The organism is Winslowiella toletana (assembly GCF_017875465.1).
Classification (GTDB): Bacteria; Pseudomonadota; Gammaproteobacteria; order Enterobacterales; family Enterobacteriaceae; genus Erwinia; species Erwinia toletana.
In genome coordinates, this window is the sequence record NZ_JAGGMQ010000001.1 from 2,545,226 (window position 1) to 2,565,756 (window position 20,531).

15 protein-coding genes, 1 rRNA gene and 1 riboswitch are annotated in these 20,531 nt (G+C 53.7%); of the genes, 11 read left to right on the top strand and 5 right to left on the bottom strand.

Annotation, left to right across the window (positions count from 1 at the left end):
• The first annotated feature begins 208 nt into the window (after window positions 1-208).
• Window positions 209-1,105, top strand: a complete 897-nt coding sequence (gene metF, locus J2125_RS11890) for a methylenetetrahydrofolate reductase (protein ID WP_017801518.1) — start codon at window positions 209-211, stop codon at window positions 1,103-1,105.
• Window positions 1,106-1,197: 92 nt separating this feature from the next.
• Here metF and ppc read toward each other — a convergent pair whose 3' ends face one another.
• Window positions 1,198-3,849, bottom strand: coding sequence for a phosphoenolpyruvate carboxylase (ppc, locus tag J2125_RS11895; protein WP_017800697.1), 2,652 nt, complete (start codon window positions 3,847-3,849; stop codon window positions 1,198-1,200).
• Between the two features lie 249 nt (window positions 3,850-4,098).
• Window positions 4,099-5,247: an acetylornithine deacetylase gene (argE, locus tag J2125_RS11900; protein ID WP_017800698.1), complete on the bottom strand. Its 1,149-nt coding sequence runs from the start codon at window positions 5,245-5,247 to the stop codon at window positions 4,099-4,101.
• A gap of 185 nt (window positions 5,248-5,432) precedes the next feature.
• Here argE and argC point away from each other — a divergent pair, with 185 nt between their 5' ends.
• The 4 genes from argC to argH all read left to right on the top strand — a co-directional run bounded on the left by argC (window position 5,433) and on the right by argH (window position 9,932).
• The gene (gene argC / locus J2125_RS11905; protein ID WP_017800699.1) at window positions 5,433-6,437 is read left to right on the top strand and encodes an N-acetyl-gamma-glutamyl-phosphate reductase; all 1,005 of its coding nucleotides are present in this window, start codon (window positions 5,433-5,435) and stop codon (window positions 6,435-6,437) included.
• Between the two features lie 20 nt (window positions 6,438-6,457).
• Window positions 6,458-7,234: an acetylglutamate kinase gene (argB, locus tag J2125_RS11910; RefSeq protein WP_017800700.1), complete on the top strand. Its 777-nt coding sequence runs from the start codon at window positions 6,458-6,460 to the stop codon at window positions 7,232-7,234.
• 29 nt (window positions 7,235-7,263) lie between these two features.
• Complete coding sequence (locus J2125_RS11915) at window positions 7,264-8,478, top strand: argininosuccinate synthase (RefSeq protein WP_017800701.1); 1,215 nt, start codon at window positions 7,264-7,266, stop codon at window positions 8,476-8,478.
• Window positions 8,479-8,558: 80 nt separating this feature from the next.
• Window positions 8,559-9,932 carry an argininosuccinate lyase gene (argH, locus tag J2125_RS11920; RefSeq protein WP_017800702.1) on the top strand — a complete coding sequence of 458 codons (1,374 nt, stop codon included), beginning with the start codon at window positions 8,559-8,561 and terminating at the stop codon, window positions 9,930-9,932.
• A gap of 69 nt (window positions 9,933-10,001) precedes the next feature.
• Here the strand turns inward: argH and J2125_RS11925 are convergent, their stop codons facing one another.
• Complete coding sequence (locus J2125_RS11925) at window positions 10,002-10,733, bottom strand: redoxin family protein (protein WP_017800703.1); 732 nt, start codon at window positions 10,731-10,733, stop codon at window positions 10,002-10,004.
• Between the two features lie 137 nt (window positions 10,734-10,870).
• Between J2125_RS11925 and oxyR the strand changes: the two genes are divergently transcribed.
• Entirely contained in the window at window positions 10,871-11,788 is a 918-nt protein-coding gene (gene oxyR / locus J2125_RS11930) for a DNA-binding transcriptional regulator OxyR (protein WP_017800704.1), read from the top strand.
• Here the strand turns inward: oxyR and sthA are convergent.
• The gene (gene sthA, locus J2125_RS11935) at window positions 11,771-13,171 is read right to left on the bottom strand and encodes a Si-specific NAD(P)(+) transhydrogenase (protein ID WP_017800705.1); all 1,401 of its coding nucleotides are present in this window, start codon (window positions 13,169-13,171) and stop codon (window positions 11,771-11,773) included. The two genes, oxyR and sthA, sit on opposite strands and share 18 nt — an antisense overlap.
• Window positions 13,172-13,366: 195 nt before the next feature.
• Here sthA and fabR point away from each other — a divergent pair, with 195 nt between their 5' ends.
• Together fabR and J2125_RS11945 are read left to right on the top strand one after the other, a co-directional pair.
• Window positions 13,367-14,008 (top strand): HTH-type transcriptional repressor FabR, encoded by a 642-nt coding sequence (gene fabR / locus J2125_RS11940; protein ID WP_017800706.1) that lies wholly within the window; start codon window positions 13,367-13,369, stop codon window positions 14,006-14,008.
• Window positions 14,009-14,030: 22 nt separating this feature from the next.
• Entirely contained in the window at window positions 14,031-14,384 is a 354-nt protein-coding gene (locus J2125_RS11945; RefSeq protein WP_017800707.1) for a YijD family membrane protein, read from the top strand.
• A 36-nt stretch (window positions 14,385-14,420) separates the two neighbouring features.
• Here J2125_RS11945 and trmA read toward each other — a convergent pair whose 3' ends face one another.
• Window positions 14,421-15,521, bottom strand: coding sequence for a tRNA (uridine(54)-C5)-methyltransferase TrmA (gene trmA / locus J2125_RS11950; protein WP_017800708.1), 1,101 nt, complete (start codon window positions 15,519-15,521; stop codon window positions 14,421-14,423).
• A 123-nt stretch (window positions 15,522-15,644) separates the two neighbouring features.
• Window positions 15,645-15,828: riboswitch (cobalamin riboswitch) on the top strand.
• Window positions 15,829-15,900: 72 nt separating this feature from the next.
• Between trmA and btuB the strand changes: the two genes are divergently transcribed.
• The 3 genes from btuB to J2125_RS11965 all read left to right on the top strand — a co-directional run bounded on the left by btuB (window position 15,901) and on the right by J2125_RS11965 (window position 20,464).
• The gene (gene btuB / locus J2125_RS11955) at window positions 15,901-17,772 is read left to right on the top strand and encodes a TonB-dependent vitamin B12 receptor BtuB (protein WP_017800709.1); all 1,872 of its coding nucleotides are present in this window, start codon (window positions 15,901-15,903) and stop codon (window positions 17,770-17,772) included.
• A complete protein-coding gene (murI, locus tag J2125_RS11960; protein WP_209499498.1) occupies window positions 17,717-18,568 on the top strand; it encodes a glutamate racemase in 852 nt (283 codons plus the stop codon). The genes btuB and murI overlap by 56 nt, the downstream gene beginning before the upstream one ends.
• 353 nt (window positions 18,569-18,921) lie before the next feature.
• Window positions 18,922-20,464: ribosomal RNA gene (locus J2125_RS11965) — 16S ribosomal RNA — on the top strand.
• Window positions 20,465-20,531 lie beyond the last annotated feature (67 nt).

Genomic DNA, 20,531 nt, shown 5'->3' on the forward strand with positions numbered 1-20,531 from the left:
TGATGGCCGGACGTTGTCTGGCCATTTTTCAATCTGCCGCGCCATCCTGAATTTCTTTCATCTTCGCTGAAAATTTGTCACGCATGTTGATCACTTTTCTGTTGACGATTTAACCAGAATCGTTCATTTTGAGTGTCTGGACGTCTAAACGTATGGATGTCAGCTTACGCCGTCATACTGACATAAAGCGATTGATGAGGTAGCAGTTATGAGTTTCTTTCACGCCAACCAGCGCGAAGCATTAAATCAGAGCCTGGCAGAGATTAGTGGCCAGATTAATGTCTCTTTTGAATTTTTCCCGCCGCGCACCAGTGAAATGGAACAGACTTTGTGGAGCTCTATCGATCGCTTAAGCAGCCTGAAACCAAAATTCGTTTCCGTCACCTATGGCGCTAACTCCGGCGAGCGTGACCGCACCCACAGTATTATTAAAGGGATTAAAGATCGCACCGGCCTTGAGGCGGCACCGCATCTGACCTGTATCGATGCTTCCCGTGATGAACTGCGTAGCATTGCCCAGGATTACTGGAACAACGGTATTCGCCATATCGTGGCGCTGCGCGGTGACCTGCCGCCGGGCAGCGGCAAGCCGGAAATGTACGGCGCCGACCTGGTGGCGCTGTTAAAAGAAGTCGGTGACTTTGATATCTCGGTCGCGGCTTACCCGGAAGTGCATCCGGAAGCGAAAAGCGCGCAGTCGGATCTGATTAACCTGAAGCGTAAAATTGATGCCGGCGCCAGTCGCGCAATCACTCAGTTCTTCTTTGATGTCGAAAGCTATCTGCGCTTTCGTGACCGCTGCGTATCAACCGGTATTGATGTCGAAATTGTCCCGGGCATTCTGCCGGTATCGAACTTTAAGCAGCTACAGCGTTTTGCCACCATGACCAACGTGCGTGTGCCGGGCTGGATGACCGCGATGTTTGAAGGGCTGGATAATGATCCTGAGACGCGCAAAATGGTCGGCGCCAATGTGGCGATGGATATGGTGAAGATCCTTAGCCGCGAAGGGGTGAAGGATTTCCATTTCTATACGCTGAACCGCGCGGAAATGAGTTACGCTATTTGTCATACGCTGGGTGTGCGTCCGACAGCGGCGGTCTGACCGGCTTGGGCGGCGAAAACGCCGCCCCTACAGAGTAATCAGAGAATTATGTAGGGGCGGCGTTCTCGCCGCCCGTATGATGTTGAACGAGATTAACCCGTATTACGCATTCCCGCCGCCACACCGGCGATAGTCACCATCAGCGCCTGCTCGACGCGGGCATCCACTTCACCACCACTTTGCTCCTGCTGACGCGAACGATGCAACAGTTCGGCCTGCAATACGTTCAGCGGGTCGGTATAGACGTTACGCAGGGCAATAGATTCCGCAATCCACGGCTGGTCGGCCATCAGATGTGAATCATTGGCGATTGTCAGCACCGCTTTGATATCGGAGTCCAGCTGATCACGCAGCTGTTTGCCCAGCGGCCACAGTGAGGTATCCACCAGACGCTGATCGTAATATTCCGCCAGCCACAGATCGGCTTTCGAGAACACCATCTCCAGCATGCCAAGACGGGTGGAGAAGAACGGCCAGTCACGGCACATGGTTTCCAGCTGATCCTGATGACCCTGCTCCATTGCTTTCTGCAATGCGGCGCCAGCGCCCAGCCAGGCGGGCAGCATCAGACGGTTCTGCGTCCAGGCGAAGATCCATGGAATAGCGCGCAGTGACTCAACGCCGCCGGTCGGACGACGTTTGGCCGGGCGTGAACCGAGCGGCAGTTTGCCCAGCTCCTGTTCCGGCGTCGCCGAACGGAAATAAGGCACAAAGTCAGCATTTTCGCGGACATAGCCACGGTACATATCGCAGGAGACTCTCGACAGCTGGTCCATAATGCTGCGCCACTCTTTCTTCGGCTCCGGCGGTGGCAGCAGGTTTGCTTCCAGAATCGCACCGGTATACAGCGACAGACTGGAAATGGTGATTTCCGGCAGCCCGTATTTAAAGCGGATCATCTCACCCTGTTCGGTGACACGCAGACCACCTTTCAGGCTGCCCGGCGGCTGTGACAGCAGCGCCGCCTGCGCCGGTGCGCCGCCACGGCCGATAGTGCCGCCGCGTCCGTGGAACAGCGTCAGGGCGATACCCGCTTTCTCGCAGGTTTTGATTAATGCGTCCTGCGCCTGATACTGCGCCCAGGAAGCGGCCATCACCCCGGCGTCTTTTGCCGAGTCAGAATAGCCAATCATCACCATCTGTTTGCCCTGGATAAAGCCGCGATACCAGTCAATGCTGAGCAGCTGGCTCATCACATCGTTGGCGTTATTCAGGTCATCAAGGGTTTCAAACAGTGGCGCCACCGGCATGGCGAACGGAATACCGGCTTCTTTTAACAGCAGATGCACCGCCAGCACGTCCGACGGCGTCTTCGCCATCGAGATCACATAGGCGGCAATCGAACCTTTCGGCGCCTGTGCGGCGACGCGGCAGGTCTCCAGTACTTCATGGGTATTGGCGCTCGGTTCCCACTGGCGTGGCAACAGCGGACGTTTGGAGTTCAGTTCGCGGATCAGAAACGCCTGTTTATCCGCTTCTGACCAGCTTTCGTAATCACCAAGGCCGAGATAACGCGTCACTTCAGCAATAGCTTCAGTATGGCGGGTGCTCTCCTGACGGATATCAATTCGCACCAGCGGCACGCCGAAGCATTTCACGCGACGCATGGTATCCAGCAGCTGGCCGTTGGCGATAATACCCATGCCGCACGCCTGCAGTGACTGATAACAGGTATAGAGCGGATCCCACAGCTGATCATTGGAAATCAGCAGATCGGCTGGACGCGGCAGGCGTTCGCCTTTCAGGCGCGCTTCCAGATAAGCCTGGGTATTAGTCAGCTGGCTGCGCAGATGCTTCATAATTTCACGGTACGGCTCCAGCGCTTCCGGATTACCGCACAGCTTGCGCACTTCAGGCGTACATTCTGACATCGACAGCTCAGAAACCAGCACCGCGATATCACGCAGGAACAGGTCGGTGGCTTTCCAGCGGCTTAACTGCAATACATGGCGGGTAATATCGGCGGTGACATTTGGATTGCCATCGCGATCGCCGCCCATCCACGAGGTAAACTGCACCGGCACAAAGTCGACCGGCAGTTTGTAACCAAAGGAGGCTTCGACCTGCTCATTCAGTTCGCGCAGGAAGTTGGGGACACCTTCCCACAGGCTATTTTCCACGACCGCAAAGCCCCATTTGGCTTCATCGACCGGCGATGGACGATATTTACGGATCTCATCGGTGTGCCAGGCCTGGGCCACCAGCTGACGCAGGCGGCGCATAATCTGTCCACGGTCGTAATCCGACAGGTCATTATGGTCGAGCTGCTTCAGGCAGGTATTAACTTCAACCAGTTTGTGAATCAGGGTGCGACGGGTGATTTCAGTCGGGTGTGCAGTGAGCACCAGCTCCAGTGACAGCGACTCAATGGCTTCACGGACGGCCTCTTCGCTGAGATCGGGTTGCTGTTTCAGGCGATCAAACACCTTTGCCAGCATCTCAGGATTATTTGCGCCTTCACCTTTTGGTGAGATGGTGTGGTACTGCTCGGCGGTATTGGTCAGATTCAGAAACTGACTGAATGCTCTCGCTACCGGCAGCAATTCATCATTCGACAGGTTTTGCAGCGTATTCAGCAATTCCTGACGATCGGCGTCATTTCCCGCGCGGGATGACTTGGAGAGTTTGCGGATGGTTTCCACCCGGTCGAGGATGTTCTCTCCCAGCGCATCCTTTATCGTATCCCCGAGCAGTTTGCCGAGCATACTGACATTACTTCGCATTGCGGAATATTGTTCGTTCATATGACCCCTGACACCCTTATATTTTTCTGTAACTTTATTTCACCGTCGCCGGCATAACTTCGTCTTTTATCTAGCCATGTAACTATCCATTCGTCAAATGACTTAAACAGGCGCTATCCTGCAGCTAAATGACGGTAATTTATGAAATTTAATTACATCAAGGTGAGATAAGTTATTCTTATCGCTAAACACGGAATAAATCAGGGGTAACTGGCCGAATAGCCAGCCAAATACCCCAGTTATTGCTGGTTAATGGCAAAAGTGCTGCACGACTTGTGCAATCAGTTCGCGCGTCGGCTTAATAAACGCCATATCGATAAACTCATCGGGCTGATGCGCCTGATTAATTGAACCCGGACCCAGTACCAGCGTCGGACAGACCTGCTGGATAAACGGCGCTTCGGTGCAGTAGTTCACCACTTCGGTTGGTGTTCCCAGCAGTTTCTCCACTACCTGCACCAGCTGATGATCGGGCGGGCATTCGTAGCCAGGAATGGGCGGATGCAGTTCACCAACGGTCAACCGGCCTGGCCAGCGCTCACTCACCGGTGCCAGCGCTTCATTCAACAGACCATCAAGATCGCTCAGCGTCAGTCCCGGCAGCGGACGAATATCCATATGCAACTCACAGCAGGCGCAAATACGGTTTGCCGCATCGCCACCATGAATATGGCCAAAGTTCATCGTCGGATAGGGGATGGCAAAGCCGTCGTGGTGATAACGCTCTTTCAGCGTGTTGCGCAGATTCATCAGATGGCCAATGCTCTCGTGCATCAGCTCAATCGCGTTGACGCCGCGGGCTGGATCGCTGGAGTGGCCAGACTGCCCCTCAATACGAATCGCCTGCGACAGATGGCCTTTATGGGCGCGCACCGGCTTCAGCGATGTCGGCTCGCCGATAATGGCGCAGTCAGGACGCAGGGTAGTGGACTTAGCAAAGTAGCTGGCGCCCGCCATGGTGGTCTCTTCATCTGCGGTAGCGAGGATATACAGCGGTTTTTCCAGTGTGGAAGTATCCACATCACGCAGCGCATCAAGAATAAAGGCAAAGAAGCCTTTCATATCGGCAGTGCCCAGACCATACAGCTTGTTATCGTGTTCAGTCAGGGTAAAAGGATCACGGGTCCAGCGGCCATCATCATAAGGGACGGTGTCGCTGTGACCGGCTAACAGCAGACCACCGGCGCCGGCGCCGCTTTTCGCCAGCATATTAAATTTATGGCGCGTTCCCGGCACTGGCTGCACTTCAACACTGAAGCCAAGGTCACGAAACCAGCCGGCCAGTAAATTGATTAAAGTTTCATTACTCTGATCGAGCGCGCTGTCGGTGGCGCTGATTGACGGTATAGCGATCAACTGGCGGTAGAGTTCAATAAAAGGGGGTAATTTTGTCTTCACTGTTGACAGTCCTTGAGTTAGGATAGTATCAATATTCATGCAGTAATAGTGAATAAAAATACATTATCGTCAGGCTTAAGGAAACGGTTAATTGGTTCCTGAATAAAAAAACGCCTGACTTCGTCGGTGAGGAGCCAGCAGGCTGCAACCCGGAATTTTGTGACTGTAAGAAGGTATACAGCCTGATGTTGAATACGCTGATTGTAGGCGCCAGTGGATACGCTGGTGTAGAGCTCGCGACCTTTCTGAATCGCCATCCGCATATGAACATAACCGCTTTAGCGGTTTCAGCGCAAAGTCCGGATGCCGGAAAGTTACTTTCCGATCTTCACCCGCAGCTGAAAGGGGTGATCGATCTGCCATTGCAGCCGCTGAGCGATCCTGCTGAGTACGCCGGTAAAGTGGATGTGGTGTTTCTGGCGACTGCCCACGAAGTCAGCCACGATCTGGCGCCAGAATTCCTTAAAGCGGGCTGCGTGGTGTTCGATCTCTCGGGCGCTTTCCGCGTCAACGACGAAAACTTCTTTACCCAATACTACGGCTTTACCCATCAGCATCAGCAGTGGCTGGATAAAGCGGTGTACGGTCTGGCGGAGTGGCAGCATGACAAAATCAAAGAAGCGCAGCTGATTGCGGTGCCGGGTTGTTATCCGACGGCCGCGCAGCTGGCGCTGAAACCGCTGGTCGCCGCCGATCTGCTGAATAACGCGCAGTGGCCGGTAATTAACGCCACCAGCGGCGTCAGCGGCGCCGGTCGTAAGGCCAGCATGAATACCAGCTTCTGCGAAGTCAGCCTGAAAGCGTACAACCTGTTTGCCCATCGCCATCAGCCGGAAATCGCGGCGCATCTTGGCGTGCCGGTGATTTTCAACCCGCATCTCGGCAACTTCCCGCGCGGTATTCTCGAAACCATCACCTGCCGGGTGAAGGCCGGCGTGACGCGTGTAGATGTAGCGGAAGCCTTCCATAACGCCTATCACGATAAACCGCTGGTGCGTGTCTATCAGCAGGGCGTGCCGGAGCTGAAAGCGGTTGTAGGCCTGCCGTTCTGCGATATCGGTTTTGCGATCCAGGGCGAGCATTTGATCATCGTGGCGGTGGAAGATAATCTGCTGAAAGGCGCTTCATCGCAGGCGGTTCAGTGTTTAAATATTCGTTTCGGCTTCCCTGAAACGCAGTCACTTATTTAACAGGCGAGTTTGAGCACACCATGACTAATCCATTAATTATCAAACTGGGCGGCGTGTTGTTAGATAGCGAAGAGGCGCTGGCGCGTCTGTTTGACGCGCTGGTGACCTACCGTGAATCGCATCAGCGTCCGCTGCTGATCGTGCACGGCGGCGGCTGCCTGGTTGACGAACTGATGAAGAAACTGGCGCTGCCGGTAGAGAAAAAGAACGGCCTGCGTGTTACCCCGCCGGATCAGATTGATATTATCACTGGCGCGCTGGCAGGTACCGCCAACAAAACGCTGCTGGCGTGGGCAAAAAAATATGCTATCAATGCTGTTGGCCTGTGCCTCGGTGACGGTAGCAGCGTCAACGTGACGCAACTGGATGAAGCGCTGGGTCACGTCGGCAATGCCACGCCGGGTTCACCGGTATTGATCAACTCCCTGCTGGCGGGCGGTTTTCTGCCGGTGATTAGCTCGATTGGCATCACCGCAGAAGGTGAGCTGATGAACGTCAATGCTGACCAGGCAGCCACCGCGCTGGCGGCCACCCTTGGCGCCGATCTGATTCTGCTGTCCGATGTCAGCGGCATTCTGGATGGTAAAGGTCAGCGCATCGAAGAGATGACGGCGGCAAAAGCTGAGCAGCTGATCGCGCAGGGCATTATTACCGATGGCATGATTGTGAAAGTGAACGCCGCACTGGATGCCGCCCGTACGCTGGGCCGTCCGGTAGACATTGCCAGCTGGCGCAATGCAGAACAACTGCCAACTTTATTTAACGGTGTGTCCATTGGCACCCGGATTCTCGCATAACGAAACGCTTTATATTCAAGGATTAAAAGATGCAAAACCAAGGCATTAAAAAAATCGTTCTGGCTTACTCCGGTGGTTTGGATACCTCAGCAATTATTCCATGGCTGAAAGAGAATTACGGTGGCTGTGAAGTGGTTGCCTTTGTGGCGGATATTGGCCAGGAGCGTGGCGATCTGGAAGGCGTTGAGCAGAAAGCTCTGCAGTCTGGCGCTTCTGAGTGTCACGTGGTGGATCTGCGTGAAGAGTTTATCCGTGATTACGTCTATCCGGTGCTGCAAACTGGCGCGCTGTACGAAGGCACTTATCTGCTGGGCACCTCGATGGCGCGTCCAATTATCGCTAAAGCGCAGGTTGAGCTGGCGCTGAAAGTGGGTGCGGATGCACTGTGCCACGGCGCGACCGGTAAAGGTAACGACCAGGTACGTTTCGAAACCACCTATACCGCGCTGGCGCCACAGCTGAAAGTGGTTGCGCCATGGCGTGAGTGGAACCTGCGTTCCCGTGAAGCACTGCTGGATTATCTGAAAGAGCGTAATATCCCGACCACTGCGTCGCTGGAAAAAATCTACAGCCGTGACGAAAACGCCTGGCATATCTCTACCGAAGGCGGCGTGCTGGAAAGCCCGTGGAATGCACCGAATAAAGATTGCTGGGTTTGGACCGTGGATCCGCTGGAAGCACCGGATCAGCCAGAGCAGGTAACGGTTGCAGTAGAAAAAGGCCGTGTAGTTGCGGTTAACGGCGAAGCCCTTAGCCCGTTCGGCTGTCTGGACAAACTGAACGCTATCGGCGCGAAGCATGGCATCGGTCGTATCGATATCGTGGAAAACCGTCTGGTGGGCATCAAGTCTCGCGGCTGCTACGAAACCCCGGGCGGTACCATTATGGTTAACGCGCTGCGCGCTGTTGAGCAGCTGGTGCTGGATCGCGATAGCTTCAAATGGCGTGAGCAGCTCGGCCATGAGATGTCTTACGTGGTGTATGACGGACGCTGGTTCGCCCCGCTGCGTAAATCTCTGCAGGCTTCTGCTGAAGCGCTGGCGGAAGAAGTGAACGGCGAAGTGGTACTGCAACTGTACAAAGGCCAGGTCACGGCGATTCAGAAAAAATCCCCTAACAGCCTGTACTCTGAAGAGTTTGCCACCTTCGGCGAAGACGAAGTGTATGACCATCGTCATGCTGGCGGCTTTATCCGTCTGTTCTCGCTCTCTTCACGTATTCGCGCGCTGAACGAAAAGAAATAATTTGTACTCTCTGCGGGCGGCGTTTTCGCCGCCCGTCTTAATGGCATCACCGGTTAAATTTTATCAAACGGAGCACTAACATGGCACTTTGGGGTGGACGGTTTACTCAGGCAGCAGATCAACGTTTCAAGCTTTTTAACGACTCGCTGCGCTTTGACTATCGTCTGGCAGAGCAGGATATTGTCGGTTCCGTCGCCTGGTCCAAAGCGCTGGTCACGGTTAACGTGCTGACCGCAGAAGAACAGCAGCAATTAGAAGCTGCATTAACCGTATTGCTGGAAGAAGTGCGCGCCAATCCGCAGCAGATTCTGGAAAGCGATGCTGAAGATATTCACAGCTGGGTGGAAGGGCGTTTGATCGACAAAGTCGGCGCGCTGGGTAAGAAACTCCACACTGGCCGTAGTCGTAACGATCAGGTCGCCACCGATCTGAAACTCTGGTGTAAAGAACAGGTCAGCGAACTGCTGACGGCCACCCGTCAGTTGCAGCAGGCGCTGGTCGTCACTGCTGAAGCCAATCAGGACGCGGTTATGCCGGGTTATACCCATTTGCAGCGCGCGCAGCCGGTGACTTTTGCGCACTGGTGCCTGGCTTACGTCGAGATGCTGGCACGTGATGAGAGCCGTTTACAGGATACCCTGAAACGTCTGGATGTCAGCCCGCTGGGTTGCGGTGCGCTGGCCGGTACCGCCTATGCCATCGACCGCGAGCAACTGGCTGGCTGGTTAGGCTTTGCTTCCGCCACCCGTAACAGCCTTGATACCGTATCCGACCGCGACCATGTGTTAGAGCTGCTCTCTGATGCCTCGATCGGTATGGTGCATCTGTCACGTTTCGCTGAAGACCTGATTTTCTTTAATACCGGTGAAGCGGGCTTTGTGGAGCTGTCAGATCGCGTCACTTCCGGCTCATCACTGATGCCGCAGAAGAAAAATCCCGATGCGCTGGAACTGATTCGTGGCAAATGTGGCCGCGTACAGGGCGCGCTGACCGGGATGATGATGACGCTGAAAGGCCTGCCGCTGGCGTATAACAAAGATATGCAGGAAGACAAAGAAGGGCTGTTTGACGCGCTTGATACCTGGTCCGACTGTTTGCATATGGCGGCGCTGGTGCTGGATGGTATTCAGGTGAAACGTCCGCGTTGTAAAGAAGCGGCCGAGCAGGGTTATGCCAATGCGACTGAACTGGCGGATTATCTGGTGGCTAAAGGTATCCCGTTCCGCGAAGCGCACCATATTGTCGGTGAGGCGGTGGTTGAAGCGATCCGTCAGGGTGTGGCGCTGGAAGCGCTGTCGCTGGCGGATCTGCAGAAATTTAACCGCGTTATTGGCGACGACGTTTATCCCTTCCTCGCCTTGCAGTCTTGTCTGGACCAGCGTAAAGCCAAAGGCGGCGTGTCGCCGCAGCAGGTTGCGCTGGCGATTAGTGAAGCGAAACAGCGTTTGAATTAAGGCAGCGGGCGGCGAGAACGGCGCCCCTACGGAACATTTACAGGGGAGCCGTTTTCGGCTCCCCTGTTTTTACGCCGCAAAAAACTTTTCCAGATCGTCGCTGCCACCAATATGGCGACCGCCGATAAACACCTGTGGCACCGTGGCGCGGCCGCTTACTGCGCGCAGGCTAACGGTGGTGGCATCCTGTCCCAGCACAATTTCTTCATACTGAATTCCGCGATCCAGCAGCATCTGTTTAGCTTTAGTGCAGAACGGACAGCCCGGTTTGGTAAACAGTGAAACGGATTCCTGCACTTTAAATTCAGGCGCCAGGTAACGCAGCATGGTATCTGCATCGGAAACTTCAAACGGGTCGCCCGGCTTGTTTGGCTCAACAAACATCTTTTCTACCACGCCGTTACGCACCAGCATCGAATAACGCCATGAGCGCGGGCCAAAGCCGAGATCGGCTTTCTCAACCAGCATCTCCATGCCGCGGCTAAAATCACCGTTGCCGTCCGGAATAAAGGTGATGTTATCGGCGTGCTGATCGGCTTTCCATGCGTTCATCACAAAGGTGTCGTTAACCGAGACGCAAAGAATGCTGTCAACGCCATGCTGAGCAAACACCGTGGCCAGCTCGTTGTAGCGTGGCAGATGGCTTGATGAGCAGGTTGGCGTAAAGGCGCCTGGCAGAGAAAAGACAATGACGGTTTTATCTTTAAACAGCTCATCAGTTGTAACGTCGACCCAGCTATCGCCCTGACGTGTGTGAAAAGTGACTTGCGGGATGGACTTACCTTCCTGACTAGCAAACATAAAATACCTCAAAAATTAAATGGATAAATCTGGTCGTTGCCGAATGTTGGACATTATTGCTATATCAGCTTGATAGGGATAATCGTTGATTGCTATCCTATCTATCGCCACGGACTATCGTGGCTCGGAGGATAATAATGAATATTCGTGATCTGGAATATCTGGTGGCGTTAGCCGAGCATCGTCACTTTCGACGTGCTGCTGATTCCTGCCATGTCAGTCAGCCCACGCTGAGCGGACAAATTCGTAAACTGGAAGATGAATTAGGCGTGATGCTGCTGGAGCGCACCAGCCGTAAGGTTCTGTTCACACAGGCGGGTTTGCTGCTGGTGGATCAGGCGCGTACGGTGTTACGTGAAGTGAAAGTGCTGAAAGAGATGGCTAGCCAGCAGGGCGAAGCGATGTCCGGGCCGCTGCATATTGGTCTGATCCCGACGGTGGGGCCTTATCTGCTGCCGCAAATTGTGCCGATGCTGCATCAGGGCTTTCCGAAGCTGGAGATGTATCTGCATGAAGCGCAGACTCAGCAGCTGCTGGCGCAACTGGACAGCGGTAAGCTGGACTGTGCGATTTTAGCGCTGGTGAAAGAGAGCGAAGCCTTTATCGAAGTACCGCTGTTCGACGAGCCAATGAAGCTGGCGATCTATGCCGATCATCCGTGGCACGATCGCGATCGTGTTGCGATGTCCGAGCTGGCCGGTGAAAAACTGCTGATGCTGGAAGATGGTCACTGCCTGCGCGATCAGGCAATGGGCTTCTGTTTCCAGGCTGGCGCCGATGAAGATACCCACTTCCGCGCCACCAGTTTAGAAACCCTGCGCAATATGGTTGCAGCGGGCAGCGGCATCACGCTGCTACCTTCGCTGGCAGTGCCGAATGAGCGTATCCGTGATGGCGTCTGCTATCTCTCCTGCTATAAGCCGGAGCCGCAGCGCACTATCGCGCTGGTCTATCGTCCTGGCTCACCACTGCGCAGCCGTTATGAACAGCTGGCAGAGGCGATTCGCACCCATATGCAGAGTTATATGGGCAATAGCTTAAAACAGGCGGTTTAAGCCGTTTAGCGCTGCAACCCGATAGGCTTCCGCCATCGTCGGATAGTTAAAGGTGGTATTCACGAAGTATTCCAGCGTGTTGCCACCGTTTTTCTGCTCCATAATCGCCTGGCCGATATGAATAATCTCGGCAGCGCGCTCACCAAAACAGTGAATGCCCAAAATCTCTTTGGTTTCCCGATGGAACAGAATCTTCAGACTACCCACATTCATACCCACAATCTGCGCCCGCGCCAGATGCTTAAACTGCGCACGGCCCACTTCGTACGGCACTTTCATCGCCGTCAGCTGCTGTTCGGTTTTACCCACCGAGCTGATTTCCGGAATGGTATAGATACCGGTCGGGATATCTTCAATCAGATGCGCGGTTGCTTCGCCTTTAATAATCGCCTGCGCGGCAATACGCCCCTGATCGTAAGCCGCTGACGCCAGGCTTGGATAACCGATTACATCGCCCACCGCGTAAATATGCGGCTGTGCGGTCTGGTACATGCTGTTGACCTTCAGCAGTCCACGGCTGTCTGCTTCCAGGCCGACGTTTTCCAGCGTCAGTGAATCAGTGTTACCGGTACGGCCATTGGCATACAGCAGGCAATCGGCTTTTACCTTCTTGCCGGATTTCAGGTGGACAATCACGCCATCCTGCACCCCTTCAATCTTCTCAAACTCTTCGTTATGACGAATCACCACGCCGCTGTTCCAGAAGTGGTAAGAGAGTGAGTCGGACATCTCCTGATCAAGGAACGCCAGCAGGCGATCGCGGGTGTTAATCAGATCGACTTTGACATTCAGTCCACGGAAGATCGATGCGTACTCACAACCGATCACCCCGGCGCCATAAATGATCACATGGCCAGGTTCGTGATGCAGATTGAGGATCGAGTCGGAGTCATAGATGCGCGGATGGGTAAAATCGACATCCACCGGATGATAAGGGCGTGAGCCGCAAGCGATAACAAACTTACCGGCGGTCAGACGATCTTTGGTGCCGTCGGGAAAATCAATCTCAATCGTGTTTGCGTCAATAAAATGGGCGTCGCCCTGAAACATCTCACAATGGTTACGCTCATAGAAACCCTGACGCATGCGGGTTTGCTGGCTGATAACGTTTTCGGTGTGATTAAGAATGTCAGCAAACGAGGATCGCATATGGACGCTATGATCGCTGTAGAGCGGGTTCTGATTAAACTCGATAATACGGCTGACCGCATGGCGCAGGGCTTTTGACGGAATGGTTCCCCAGTGAGTACAGCCACCACCGATATTATGGTAGCGCTCGATCACCGCGATCCTCGCTCCCTGTTTAACCAGCCCCATTGCGGCGCCTTCACCGCCAGGACCGGAGCCAATAACAATGGCATCGTAATCGTAAGACTGTTGCATACCGATACGTCCTATATTTTATCTACATTTTTACAACGAGATTCTAACATCTCACCGCTTACATCCCAATCGGATCACTCATTTTTGCCGCGAATTGCCAAAGTAAAGAGGTTAACAGGCGTTCACAAAGTTGATCGGACTGTACGCTGAAAAGTTTGCTATAGTTCCGCTTCGGCAGGTCAAACAGGCAGAAACATGGGCGTCAGAGCACAACAAAAAGAACGTACACGACGTTCGCTGATTGAAGCGGCATTCAGTCAATTGAGTGCTGAAAGAAGTTTTGCCAGTCTCAGCCTGCGTGAAGTTGCACGTGAAGCCGGTATTGCGCCGACTTCATTTTATCGTCACTTTCGTGATGTAGATGAATTAGGGTTAACGATGGTCGATGAAAGCGGCCTGATGTTACGCCAGCTGATGCGCCAGGCGCGTCAGCGTATTGCGAAAGGCGGCAGCGTGATCCGCACGTCGGTCGCCACCTTTATGGAGTTCATCGGCAATAACCCTAACGCTTTCCGGTTGCTGCTGCGTGAGCGTTCCGGCACCTCTGCCGCGTTCCGTGCGGCGGTGGCGCGTGAAATCCAGCACTTTATCGCTGAGCTGGCGGATTATCTTGAGCTGGAAAACCGTATGCCGCGCAGCTTTACCGAAGCGCAGGCCGAAGCCATGGTGATCATCGTGTTTAACGCCGGTGCGGAAGCGCTGGATATCGATGCTGACCAGCGCCGCCAGCTGGAAGAACGGCTGGTATTGCAGCTGCGGATGATCTCGAAAGGGGCTTATTACTGGTATCGCCGTGAGCAAGAGAAGCTGGCGGTTACCCTGGAGTCAAATACTTAAGCTGGTTGATAAGGATAATGACATGACTGAAACCACCCATCGGGACAAAGGCACTCTGGTGCTGGCGTTTATCACTGGCCTGTCGATTAACGGTTCTTTCACCGTGCTTTTTAGTTCTATCGTGCCGTTTTCAATTTTTCCGCTGATTGCGCTGGGCCTTGCCGCCTGGTGTTTGCATCAGCGCTATCTCAACCGGGCGATGCCCGACGGCATGCCTTCGCTGGCCGCCGCTTTTTTCCTGCTTGGTATTTTGCTGTACAGCGCGATTGTGCGCGCGGAACATCCGGATATCGGATCGAACTTTGTGCCGACGATTTTGATGGTGGCGCTGGTGTTCTGGATTGGCTTACGTATCAAGGCGCGGAAGAACGGTTAACGGTGAATACGGCGAACCCGGTTCGCCGTTTTTGGTTTAGCGGCGGGTCAGCAACACACCACACTCCATATGGTGGGTATAAGGGAACTGGTCAAACAGCGCCAGCCTTGTCACCTGATGGGTCTGCGCCAGCGTTTGCAGGTTTTCGCTTAAGGTCTCCGGATTACAGGAGATATAGAGGATCTGCGGATAAGCCTGCACCATCTTCAGCGTTTCGGCATCCAGACCGCTGCGCGGGGGATCGACGAAAATGGTCTCACACTGATAGCTGCTGAGATCGATGCCCTGCAGACGGTTAAACTCGCGTTCACCGTTCATCGCCTGGGTAAACTCTTCGGCTGACATACGAATAATCTGTACGTTATCGATCTGGTTAACGGCGATATTGTATTGCGCCGATGCCACTGACGGTTTGGCAATCTCGGTCGCCAGCACTTTGCGGAAATTGCGGGCCAGCGCCAGCGAGAAGTTGCCATTGCCGCAGTACAGTTCCAGCAAATCCCCTTGTGACTCTTGCGTCACATCCAGCGCCCACTCCAGCATCTGAATATTCATCGCCGCATTAGGCTGAGTAAAACTGTTTTCGACCTGACGATAAATCAGCTCGCGGCCCGCGACCGGCAAACGCTCATCGACAAAATCCTGATCGAGACAGATTTTGGTTTTGGTGGCGCGACCAATCAGATGCAGATTAATGCCTTGCGCGCGCAGAGCATCACGCAGCTTAGTCGCTTCCTGCTGCCACTCATCATCCAGCGCACGGTGATACAGCAGAGAGACGACGATTTGATCGCTCATTGTCGAGAGATAATCGATCTGGAACAGTTTGCGGCGTAATACGCGGTTATCGCGAATTGCCTCAATCAGCAGCGGCATCAGACGGTTTATCAGCTGGCTGGCCGCCGGGAAACTGTCGACGCGAATGCGTTCGCGCGTCTGCTGATCAAACATTATATGGTAGATGTCGTCGCCGTCATGCCACAGGCGGAACTCCGCACGCATGCGGTAATGACTTACCGGCGAACGAAATACCTCAACCTCAGGCGCGGCAAATGGCGACATCATCCCCTGTAAACGGGTGACTTTTTCCGCCAGTTGGGCGTCATAATTTTCGATGGGTAATTGTTCGGGCGTCATATGCGTTCCTGATTGAATGTCTGACTTGCCGGGCGATTGTAGGGATTCGATCGTCGATGTCCAGTATTGTCGCGAAAAGCATTAGTTTAGCACTCCGGAAGTCTGGACTTCCATTATCCTTGAACGTAGTATGCGCTTTCCGGCCTCCTGAAGAGTTAAAAGGGAATCCAGTGTAAATCTGGAGCTGACGCGCAGCGGTAAGGATTGTCGTGGCGATTGCGAATGCAGACACTGTCTTAATGATGGGAAGTCTTTGCCAGTATAAACGACACCAAGCCCGAAGACCTGCCGGGGTACGTCGCACTTCGTACGATTATCGCGTGCTATCGATCGTATGCCTGCGGCATCCTGCTACATATGTTTGGATGCTTAAATTCAAATGATGAAAACAAAAACTTCGCTGCTGGCGTTTAGCGTCACGGCTATTTCTCTCTGGGCGCAACATGGCTTTGCGCAGCAAAACAGTAGTGATGAACTGGTGGTTACCGCCAACCGCTTTGCGCAGCCGGTCTCTTCAGTGCTGGCATCGACAACGGTGGTCACTAAAGATGAGATTGATCGCTGGCAGTCGAAAAATCTGCTGGAAGTGATGCGCCGTTTGCCGGGCGTGGATATCGCGCAGAGTGGCGGCATAGGTCAGAGCGCTTCTATGTATATCCGTGGCTCCGAAGCGCGTCATACGCTGGTGCTGGTTGATGGTATTCCGCTGGCTAAACCGGGGATTTCTGGTGTGGCGGATTTCAACCAAATCCCGATTTCACTGGTGCAGCGTATTGAATTTATTCGTGGGCCGCGCTCTGCGGTTTATGGCGCCGATGCCATTGGTGGCGTAATTAACGTTATTACCCAATCCGATGAAGATAAAAACAATCTCACTGTTGGCGCCGGTTCCGATCACTACCAGGAATACAGTGGCAGCCTGAATCAACATATTTCTGACAGCACGCGCGTTACCGTCGCCGGTTCTTATCAGGATACGAAGGGCTTTGATGTTAACTCGACTTCAACGGCGCCGGTTGATAGCGATCGCGACGGCTGGCGCAATAAATCCTTCTGGGCAGGTGTTGAACATCAGTTTAATCAGCAGTTCAGTGGTTTCTTCCGCGGTTATGGTTATGGTGCTAACTCTGATTATGATGGCTTTGGCGGCACAGACGAGCAGCAGATTAATAATCATACCTTTGATACCGGTTTGCGTTTTACGCAGGGAGATTACTCTTCTCAGCTGGTGGCCAGCTATCAGAAATACAGTTATCTGAACTATGTCAGTACTGAAGGGCGTTACAGCGATAACCATACGCTTGACGATATGGATCAGCGGAACCTGCAGTGGGGCAACACCTTCCGTGTCGGCCACGGCATGATCAGCGCCGGGCTGGACTGGCAGCAGCAAAAGCTTACCTCTGATGGCTTCAGTTATGACACCTTTGCGCGTGCGACCGATAATTACAAGCGAGACAATACTGGCGCGTATCTGACTGCGCAGCAGCAGTTTGGCACTGTGACGCTGGAAGGCTCAATGCGTGGTGACGACAATCAGCAGTTTGGTCGGCATGGCACCTGGCAGACGGCGGCGGGCTGGCAGTTTTTGCCTGATTATCGTGTCTCACTCTCTTACGGCACTGGATTCCAGGCACCTACGCTGGGGCAACTGTATGGGCAGAAGAGTTTTAGCATCAACTCAAATGAGAACCTGAAACCTGAAGAGTCTAAGCAGTGGGAAGCGGCGCTGGAAGGTCTGACTGGCCCATTAAGCTGGCGCTTAGCGGCTTATCATAATCAGATCGATAACCTTATCGATTACAGCTATGACTCCGCCACCTTTAAGGGTACTTACTATAATGTGAGTGCTGCTACGCTAAAGGGGATTGAGTGGACTGGCGAGCTGGATACGGGGATTTTCCATCATCAGGTCACCCTTGGCTATCTTGATGCCCGTAACGATGCCGATAACCGCGAACTGGGACGCCGTTCAAAGCAGCAGGCCAAGTATCAACTGGGCTGGACTATGTATGACGTTGATGTCGACATGATTTATCAGTACTTCTCCAAACGTTTCGACAACAGCACCAGCGCTGCACAACGCTTACCGAGTTATAGCACGGTAGATCTCGCCGTTTCGTATCCGGTCACATCTCAGTTCACTGTTCGTGGTAGAATTGCCAACCTGTTCGATAAAGATTACGAGACAGCGTATGGCTATCCAACTGCAGGACGCGAATACTTCGTTAACGGCAGCTACACCTTCTGAATTAAGACCCACCGTGCTGGTATTTGATTCCGGCGTCGGTGGGCTCTCCGTCTATCAGGAGATGCGGCAGTTGCTGCCGGATCTCCACTATCTGTATGCCTTCGATAATGTCGCTTTCCCCTATGGTGAGAAAAGCGAAGAGTTTATTGTTGAGCGTGTCGTCGACATTGTTACGGCTATTACCCGCGATACCCCGCTGTCGCTGGTGGTGATTGCCTGTAATTCCGCCAGCACCGTTACGTTACCGGCATTGCGCGCGCGCTTTGATTTCCCGGTGGTTGGGGTGGTGCCAGCGATTAAGCCGGCGGCACGTTTAACCCGTAACGGCAGCGTCGGTTTACTGGCTACCCGTGGCACGGTGCGCCGTCCTTATACACATGAACTGGTGGCCCGCTTTGCCGGTGAGTGCAAGATTGAAATGTTAGGGTCGGCGGAGCTGGTAGAACTGGCTGAAGCGAAGCTGCAAGGGAAGGCGGTGCCATTAGATGAGATCAGACGTATTCTGCAGCCGTGGCTGCGCATGTCTGAGCCACCCGATACCGTAGTGCTCGGTTGCACCCACTTTCCTTTGTTAAGTGAAGAGTTGCAGCAAGTGTTGCCGGAAGGTACGCGTTTAGTGGATTCGGGCGCGGCAATCGCGCGTCGTACAGCGTGGTTACTGGAGCATGAGTCGCCAGTTGCGCTTTCAGCAGAGTGCAATACCGCATATTGCATGGCTTTTACTGAAGAAACCGCGCAATTAATGCCCGTTTTACAACGTTATGGCTTTGAAAAGCTCGAAAAACTGACGTTTTGAGTAAAAAAGCATCACTCAGAAAGTTTTTTGCAATTAGCACTTGTCACCCGTCAGGAACTCCCTATAATGCGCCTCCACTGACACGGAACAACGGCTTACACAGCGCGGTGTCAGGAAGAGAAAAAGTGATTAATTCCTTGACTCTTCAGCGGGAAGGCGTAATATACGCAGCCCGCGCCACAGAAGATTGTGGCGCTGCTCTTTAACAATTTATCAGACAATCTGTGTGGGCACTCGCAGGGTTGATATCGCAAACCATCTCCGGATGGAAAAAATTTGAAATATCAAGTCTCAAGAGTGACTACTATATTCATTACGAATAACAGTTTTAATTCTTTGAGCATCAAGCTTTTTAATTGAAGAGTTTGATCATGGCTCAGATTGAACGCTGGCGGCAGGCCTAACACATGCAAGTCGGGCGGTAGCACAGAGGAGCTTGCTCCTTGGGTGACGAGCGGCGGACGGGTGAGTAATGTCTGGGGATCTGCCCGATGGAGGGGGATAACTACTGGAAACGGTAGCTAATACCGCATAATCTCGCAAGAGCAAAGTGGGGGACCTTCGGGCCTCACACCATCGGATGAACCCAGATGGGATTAGCTAGTAGGTGGGGTAATGGCTCACCTAGGCGACGATCCCTAGCTGGTCTGAGAGGATGACCAGCCACACTGGAACTGAGACACGGTCCAGACTCCTACGGGAGGCAGCAGTGGGGAATATTGCACAATGGGCGCAAGCCTGATGCAGCCATGCCGCGTGTATGAAGAAGGCCTTCGGGTTGTAAAGTACTTTCAGCGGGGAGGAAGGCGATGCGGTTAATAACCGCGTCGATTGACGTTACCCGCAGAAGAAGCACCGGCTAACTCCGTGCCAGCAGCCGCGGTAATACGGAGGGTGCAAGCGTTAATCGGAATTACTGGGCGTAAAGCGCACGCAGGCGGTCTGTTAAGTCAGATGTGAAATCCCCGGGCTCAACCTGGGAACTGCATTTGAAACTGGCAGGCTAGAGTCTCGTAGAGGGGGGTAGAATTCCAGGTGTAGCGGTGAAATGCGTAGAGATCTGGAGGAATACCGGTGGCGAAGGCGGCCCCCTGGACGAAGACTGACGCTCAGGTGCGAAAGCGTGGGGAGCAAACAGGATTAGATACCCTGGTAGTCCACGCCGTAAACGATGTCGACTTGGAGGTTGTGCCCTTGAGGCGTGGCTTCCGGAGCTAACGCGTTAAGTCGACCGCCTGGGGAGTACGGCCGCAAGGTTAAAACTCAAATGAATTGACGGGGGCCCGCACAAGCGGTGGAGCATGTGGTTTAATTCGATGCAACGCGAAGAACCTTACCTGGCCTTGACATCCACGGAATTCGGCAGAGATGCCTTAGTGCCTTCGGGAACCGTGAGACAGGTGCTGCATGGCTGTCGTCAGCTCGTGTTGTGAAATGTTGGGTTAAGTCCCGCAACGAGCGCAACCCTTATCCTTTGTTGCCAGCGCGTAATGGCGGGAACTCAAAGGAGACTGCCGGTGATAAACCGGAGGAAGGTGGGGATGACGTCAAGTCATCATGGCCCTTACGGCCAGGGCTACACACGTGCTACAATGGCGCATACAAAGAGAAGCGAACTCGCGAGAGCAAGCGGACCTCATAAAGTGCGTCGTAGTCCGGATCGGAGTCTGCAACTCGACTCCGTGAAGTCGGAATCGCTAGTAATCGTAGATCAGAATGCTACGGTGAATACGTTCCCGGGCCTTGTACACACCGCCCGTCACACCATGGGAGTGGGTTGCAAAAGAAGTAGGTAGCTTAACCTCCGGGAGGGCGCTTACCACTTTGTGATTCATGACTGGGGTGAAGTCGTAACAAGGTAACCGTAGGGGAACCTGCGGTTGGATCACCTCCTTACCTATGTGAAGATACTCCGCGCAGTGCCCACACAGATTGTCTGATGAAAGTAACGAGCAACAGTAAC

What these genes read in the sequence shown, in the direction of transcription:
- murI (WP_209499498.1), top strand. Translation starts at nt 17,717, where the DNA reads ATGGCTATCCAACTGCAGGACGCGAATACTTCGTTAACGGCAGCTACA.
- J2125_RS11925 (WP_017800703.1), bottom strand. Translation starts at nt 10,733, where the DNA reads ATGTTTGCTAGTCAGGAAGGTAAGTCCATCCCGCAAGTCACTTTTCAC.
- fabR (WP_017800706.1), top strand. Translation starts at nt 13,367, where the DNA reads ATGGGCGTCAGAGCACAACAAAAAGAACGTACACGACGTTCGCTGATT.
- metF (WP_017801518.1), top strand. Translation starts at nt 209, where the DNA reads ATGAGTTTCTTTCACGCCAACCAGCGCGAAGCATTAAATCAGAGCCTG.
- argH (WP_017800702.1), top strand. Translation starts at nt 8,559, where the DNA reads ATGGCACTTTGGGGTGGACGGTTTACTCAGGCAGCAGATCAACGTTTC.
- sthA (WP_017800705.1), bottom strand. Translation starts at nt 13,171, where the DNA reads ATGCAACAGTCTTACGATTACGATGCCATTGTTATTGGCTCCGGTCCT.
- J2125_RS11945 (WP_017800707.1), top strand. Translation starts at nt 14,031, where the DNA reads ATGACTGAAACCACCCATCGGGACAAAGGCACTCTGGTGCTGGCGTTT.
- argB (WP_017800700.1), top strand. Translation starts at nt 6,458, where the DNA reads ATGACTAATCCATTAATTATCAAACTGGGCGGCGTGTTGTTAGATAGC.
- oxyR (WP_017800704.1), top strand. Translation starts at nt 10,871, where the DNA reads ATGAATATTCGTGATCTGGAATATCTGGTGGCGTTAGCCGAGCATCGT.
- argC (WP_017800699.1), top strand. Translation starts at nt 5,433, where the DNA reads ATGTTGAATACGCTGATTGTAGGCGCCAGTGGATACGCTGGTGTAGAG.
- btuB (WP_017800709.1), top strand. Translation starts at nt 15,901, where the DNA reads ATGATGAAAACAAAAACTTCGCTGCTGGCGTTTAGCGTCACGGCTATT.
- J2125_RS11915 (WP_017800701.1), top strand. Translation starts at nt 7,264, where the DNA reads ATGCAAAACCAAGGCATTAAAAAAATCGTTCTGGCTTACTCCGGTGGT.
- ppc (WP_017800697.1), bottom strand. Translation starts at nt 3,849, where the DNA reads ATGAACGAACAATATTCCGCAATGCGAAGTAATGTCAGTATGCTCGGC.
- trmA (WP_017800708.1), bottom strand. Translation starts at nt 15,521, where the DNA reads ATGACGCCCGAACAATTACCCATCGAAAATTATGACGCCCAACTGGCG.